We start from the raw sequence: 6,000 nt of genomic DNA, 5'->3' as shown, positions 1-6,000 counted from the left end.
TTCTTGCCATTTCCCCGGAATAACGCTTTTCTCAAGCGATCTAGATCACAAGCGTGATTTAGATGCGATTCTCATGCTTCCGCAAGAAATTTTTAGTTAACAAAACCTTAATCGCCACCGGCCAGCCCCGATTCAGGCTCGATCTGTTCAAATTCGAAGAAGTGTGCGCGAGACGCGAATCAACCAATTGATTTTTTTGGATAGTTTCGCCGTTTGCACGGCTGTCAAACCGTCGGAAGACAGAACCACCTTCAGAGTCCGTCGATACCCACGAGAAACCGGTCCACGTTGCGCGACCGTTCCGACCGAACCGGAGGCTGTCTAGGAGTATGCAAGTGTCTTCTCGCCAGTACAGCCTAAATCCTATCGGCGCCGATATCTGCCTCCTCCTCGTAACAGTTGCGAAGATCGACATGACAATCCACCCGCAAATTTGCGAATGAATGTGGCGGCTCCATCGCGCCGATCGCGATTGTTAGAGAAAAGCCCGGGGACGATCGAAGCGCATGCGAAGGAGACGAAATGCGATGGAGGCGACAACAGACAACCTTGCTGGTGGGTGAGCAATGAGCGTATGCGCGCAGGGAAGAAAGTTGTCGAATGGAGTTGCGACAAATTCGATCGGGCCTAGCCGATTCGCGGCCAGACATGACTTCGAGACCGGATGGGACTCCGATGGCGCTTGAAAGGGATTGTGGCTCGGCTATTGAATCAGCGCTGCCGCCAGCAATCGACGAATTCGGCGAGAGGAGGGACAGCCAACTAGGGTCATTCTCCAGCGTGATAGGCTTCTCCAAAAAGCCCAGCGGTCTGCACCTTCACGGATGTATTTCTAAATGCGGCACCAGCGGAACGATTTCCTCATACTACCGAATGACGGCCTCGGAGCCGATCGATGGACTTGATCCCCTATTCAGCTCCGTTGCCATCTCCAGATGATGTTCGAGTGCGGGCCGCGTCTTGGCCGCCAAAGCCTTTATGTTGGCATTCCCCCATTCATCGCCATGGCGCTGAATAGACCCACGGCGTCTTCATGAGCCTCTTCTTGATCTGAATGATACTGCTTCACAAAGGCATCACCCTTCAGTCCGCCAGCTTGTCCAGCATGCTTTTCTGCGCAGCAGACATTGCAGTTGGAGCCGTGGCTTTTGCCTTTCCGCTGAAGAGCACCCCTTCAATTCGTGAGAGTTTTCTGGTGATCGGTGATGATCTGCTGACCAAAGGCCTTCGTGGCATCGTGCGATCGCTCTACTGCCGATTGGCTGCATCCGATATCGCTGCTTGGCGCTTCTAGTGCGAAATCCTCGGTTTTCGGCGCAACGCCCACAAGCGAGTTCACGCCGCTTTTTTCCGCGGCAATCCTCACGTGGCTGTGGGAACGAAGGAGGTCTTCAAGTCGTCGCCGGAATGCTCGCCGGGCCCCGCGCGACGATGGCTGCTCGGAGCAGTGAAAGCGGCGCTGAAGATCAGGGGAGGGCGCTGAACACCCGCAGTTTAAACCCTTGGACGGTCTGACGGTTAGAGAACCGGCTATGGCTCTGGAACCCGCATCGCGTTGGCTTGTTATCTCGACGACAGAGGAGAACCACGATGGGAATGAATTCACCAGAAAGATGGAACACCCGGAACCACGGAGCAGTCGCCCCGCTGGGAACGGCCGCAGGAAGACAGACCTCGCGGCTACCTGCCCGCCAAGGACGATCCGGACGCTCCTTGTGATGCCAAGGGCGAAAGTAACAGCGACCGCGAGGTGAAGAACGTGTCTGACGCGCTGAAGCAACGGGGAGATCAACGAGCAATCCTGAAAAGGACGCGAAAGGCCAGTTCGCCAAATCCCAGGCCGATAGGAAGGTATCCGGCGTCGCCAGCGCGAAACCGACCGTTGTGACCGGTTCTGAAGATGCGACGTTCGAGGATTGGGATATCAACTGCGATCCAGCCGATATGAACGAAGGTAGATCGCATTAGCGCGTATCGAGACGTTTACGGCGGTCTACGAGGAGCATTGCGTCTCGTCGGCGATAGATCACTCCGTGAATTATCTTATTTCACTGCTATCGCAGGAAGAAAAGGGATTGCTCCGGAACCACGTCGAGAAGAATCGAGCTGAGCCGCGGCACGAAGCTATACAGTCCGCATCCGCGCTGGACCATTGCTTCCTGATCGAAAGCGGTATCGCCTCCGTCGTTCTAGCATCGCCTGAGGGCAACAGGGCGGAAGTGGCGTCGTTGGGTTGGAAGGAATGGTTCAGGTGAGCACCCTCACCGCGGGCGGACAAATGCCTGCAGAGGTCATCATACAGGTAAAAGGAAGTGGCTTGGAAATTCCATTCGAGTGCTTCCGCCAGGTTTTCAGAGAATCGACGGATTTCAGGGAAATTCTCCTGCGCTGCCAGCAGTCATTCTTCGTGCAACGCGCATATACAGCACTGTCGAACGCAACCCATCGCCTTGAAGAACGCTGCCTCGCGCGATGGACACCTGCGGAATGACAGCATTGCAGGCGCTTGCTGCTCCACGCTCTTGGTTGCGAAAGTTCTCAGCTGAGAACTTTTCGAACCCGAGTCGAAGGGAGAGGCTTTTAGATTGGCCTTTCTCACGGGCCGGCCGGACTCTTCGCGATTGCTGTTCTTGGGTATCTTCCCTCCCGTCAACCAAAGTTCTCAACTGAGAACTGACGAGAGAATGCTCTGAATACCCACACGATACCCCGCAGCAGGTAGGTTTCCGTTCTACGTCATGGCAAGCTCGTCGTCTTGAGGCGATCGAACACACCAGCGTGACTCGACGGATACTAGGCCAATCGACCACCCTCAGCGGCTTCCTAGGGCAACTCGCTTGTTCTCCGATGGTCGAGTGAGTCGGCGGCGCGTCTGGTCCACGTCGAGATGAGGACGCGTCCTAGGCACGGTCGATGCTGGAGGATTTTCGCGGACACCGTTCACAGGCAGCAACTTCGTTTTCCAGTGTAGAGGGCAGGGCGATGGTCATCTGTGGTGGCGCGCCCTCGGCTACCAGGCCCGTAAGTTGGAGATCCGGGAGTTGGCACGCTCGGGCGCCCTCGCACTGCAGGCGTGATTGAAGCCGTCGCTGCGGAAAGAGGCAGCACGGCGCTGAGTGAAAAGCGGCTGCGGTTCAAGCTTTGCGGGCGCCGTCGCGGGGACGAACATGGCTCAACCTGAGGCTTCCCCTTTGACGCTTCCATGGCACATGGTCACTTTGATTGGCGGCGCGCTGTTGCTCTATATGGCTCGGGTTTGATGGTCGTTTAGGCCGCTACCTCGATGGCGAGCTCCTGGTACCGACCGGTTCCGTGCCACTGCCTCCCAAACGCCTTTGCCCGGAGAGCCGCGTACCGATACAACGCTCGGGCTCCGACACAGCATCGATCATCGCTGTTTGGCCCGCGCAAGCCGTGGCAAGCCCACAGTAGAATCCCGTGTACCGCCACGAAAGGAATGCTCACGCGAAGGGTAGCTCGGCCGCCTCATGCACCTGGTACTCAGGGGCGGATGAGCCCGAAGCGGCGGGCCTCATCCAGCAATGCCCTGACGGAGGACGGCTGCCATTTCCGACCCCCACGTGGGGGCCGCTCTCGCATCTGGTCCAATTGGGCAGCAATCTCGCGAATTGACAGTTCAGGATCGGCGATCGCGATCCCGGCAACCAGCCGCATGAGATAATCCTCTTGTGGCCGTCGAGGAGATCTGCCTAGCAGTTCTGGTTCCGCAAGCTTCTCTCCCACCATTCGGTGGACGGCCCGACGCAACCGTTCGACCGTCCAGTCGTGACCTTGGCGATCGAGAATCCGCACTACATCGTCCCAACTATGCCGCGGCCGCAACTGCCGCACGATTGGCAGCCATGTCTGCGCCGACGAAATTAGCTCATCGAGATAGGCTTGCCTACGCGCCGCAGAAACCGCCCTGACCGCTTCTGGTCTTCGCTCCCGAAGGCCGGGATTGCCGGCAAGCTTGCCACGCGCCTTGGCGGCCTTCATGCCGGACTTGGTTCGCTCGGCGATAAGCGCTCGCTCGAGCTGGGCGACGGCGCCAAGCACCTGCAAGGAAAACATCCCCTGCGGCGTAGAAGTATCGATTGGATCGAGGAGCGAACGGAAATGCACGCCTCGCTTCTCGAGGTCTTCGATGACGTCAAGCAAATGGCTGACCGAGCGAGCCAAGCGGTCCAGACGGACTACGACGAGCACGTCACCGGCGGCAAGATCCTTCAGCAGTTTAGTCAGGACCGGCCTTGCGCGCGACGCGCCGGAACCATGTTCCTGATGTATCCGCTCGCAGCCCGCAGCTCGAAGCGCGTCCACTTGAGCGTCATGCACCTGGTCGTCGGTCGAAACGCGAGCATAACCGATCAGTCTTCGGGACAGGGCGGGGGCACCGCCACTCGAAGCTTTTGCCATGGAATTTTATCGGCCTGTTTCAGGGACTGTGTACAGATAAGGAATGCATGAGGAAAGGTTCCTTTGCAAGCGTGTTTTACGATCGAAATGGGAGGCCGTACAGCGCAAAAGGGAGCCGCGGCTGAGCGCAGGACCACCAGAGACACCCAAGCGCGCTGGCGGGCTCCTGTGGGCAAAATTGGGCAGAAAGGGGAGTTTCGAGGGGTGAGGGGCCTAACGACCTCGAACTCTTGGACTTTTCGGCTGAAAAAGCCGATCGGGAGATCGGTCGGATGTAGCGCGGCAGAGAGATAAGTGAACCTGGACGACCAATAGAGGGAAAGACCCGGATTTCCTGGAAATCCGGCCATCCAAGTGAAAAGATGCCAATCACTGATTCGAATTATCTAATCAATGACCATCACACGGCGAAGCACGCGTAGCGGAAGTAATGCCGGATATTGCTTCTGGTTAATGCACTATTTACCATAGTTTCAAAGCATTATGGTTGTCGAAGCGAAACCGTTCCGCGATAGGCAGCCGGGGCAAATATCCGGGCAGAACAAATCCATGGTGATAGTTACCGCACGGCCTTGAGTGCTGAAGTTGGCTGGCGTTAGGCTGATGTGATCTCGAACGCGCGAGGACCCCATGCCAATCGACATCGATAAGCTGAGCGAAGGCGAATTGATCGATCTCAACAATCGGATTGTCGAGCGACTGCGATTTCTTCACCAGATGCGAGCGCATAAGACCATGCTCAGTTTCTCGATCGGCGACCGTGTGGCGTTCGAAGACCAGCAAGGCCAGACAATCGAAGGAACGCTGACCCGATACAACAAGCGATCTGTAACGGTGATCGGTCATGACGGGCGTCATTGGAATGTCTCGCCGGGCTTTCTGCGCAAGGCGCACGCACCGGCCGCCACGAAGACATCCGCGGTTATAACCCTTGCCGAGCGATGATCTGACTTAGCGCCGGCTTGCTACGAGCTGGGGGAGTGCCGGAATGCGAGATGCCGAGCTTCATGCAGGTCTTCATCAGGCCTAGCAGAACGTCGCGGGCGCGGCGGCCGTTTTCGCTCATCGTACCGCCAGAGATCTTACGCGTTCTGCGAAGATTCCCGACAGGCGCGCCTATCGTTACCCAACCCGACCTTGAACGTAACAATGAACCGTGGCGTTCCAGGTCCCGACGACTACTGGGAAGCGGTCCGGCTTTCAGCCGGCAGGCCGTTCGGACAGTGAGCCGCCTGCACCCCCAACCCCGAAATTTCGGCTAAACCATCATCAGGACTATCAAGAAGTGACCGCCTCGCCTCCCTTTCTTGGCTTTCCCGATCGCCTCGCCGATGGCCGCATGCCCCGTGCAGTGATCTTTGGAGCCGGTCTCGGCAGCACCTATCCCGGCAAGGACAGCAGCGGCTGCTCCCGGGAAATTGTTGACCAAGCCGAACGCGATGGCGTCGGCACCGTGACCCCCTGTATCAAGGCACTGACCGCCAATGGCTAAGGAAATCAGAAATTGTTAGCGCCTCGTGCGCGCCCACCTGCTGCAACTTGCCAAAGCAAGCGGAGGCCCGGGCGGTGTCGCGCACATGT

The 6,000-nt window shown here is 57.6% G+C and carries 3 protein-coding genes and 3 pseudogenes; 4 read left to right on the top strand and 2 right to left on the bottom strand.

Annotated features, from left to right (window positions below):
• Nucleotides 1-866: 866 nt before the first annotated feature.
• Nucleotides 867-1,366 (bottom strand): annotated as a pseudogene (locus ACSQ9D_RS32920) (DUF4142 domain-containing protein).
• A gap of 224 nt (nt 1,367-1,590) precedes the next feature.
• Here ACSQ9D_RS32920 and ACSQ9D_RS32915 point away from each other — a divergent pair.
• A pseudogene (locus ACSQ9D_RS32915) lies at nt 1,591-1,789 on the top strand (hypothetical protein); the annotation flags it as partial.
• A 462-nt stretch (nt 1,790-2,251) separates the two neighbouring features.
• Entirely contained in the window at nt 2,252-2,491 is a 240-nt protein-coding gene (locus tag ACSQ9D_RS32910) for a hypothetical protein (protein WP_436285932.1), read from the top strand.
• Nucleotides 2,492-3,501: 1,010 nt separating this feature from the next.
• Here ACSQ9D_RS32910 and ACSQ9D_RS32905 read toward each other — a convergent pair.
• Nucleotides 3,502-4,419 (bottom strand): recombinase family protein, encoded by a 918-nt coding sequence (locus ACSQ9D_RS32905; protein WP_436285931.1) that lies wholly within the window; start codon nt 4,417-4,419, stop codon nt 3,502-3,504.
• Nucleotides 4,420-5,049: 630 nt separating this feature from the next.
• Between ACSQ9D_RS32905 and ACSQ9D_RS32900 the strand changes: the two genes are divergently transcribed.
• Nucleotides 5,050-5,364, top strand: coding sequence for a hypothetical protein (locus ACSQ9D_RS32900; protein ID WP_436285930.1), 315 nt, complete (start codon nt 5,050-5,052; stop codon nt 5,362-5,364).
• A gap of 340 nt (nt 5,365-5,704) precedes the next feature.
• Nucleotides 5,705-5,824 (top strand): annotated as a pseudogene (locus ACSQ9D_RS32895) (agmatinase); the annotation flags it as partial.
• Nucleotides 5,825-6,000 lie beyond the last annotated feature (176 nt).

The organism is Rhizobium sp. LjRoot258 (genome assembly GCF_964254185.1).
Lineage (GTDB): Bacteria > Pseudomonadota > Alphaproteobacteria > Rhizobiales > Rhizobiaceae > Rhizobium.
This window is presented reverse-complemented; position numbering and strand designations above follow the sequence as displayed.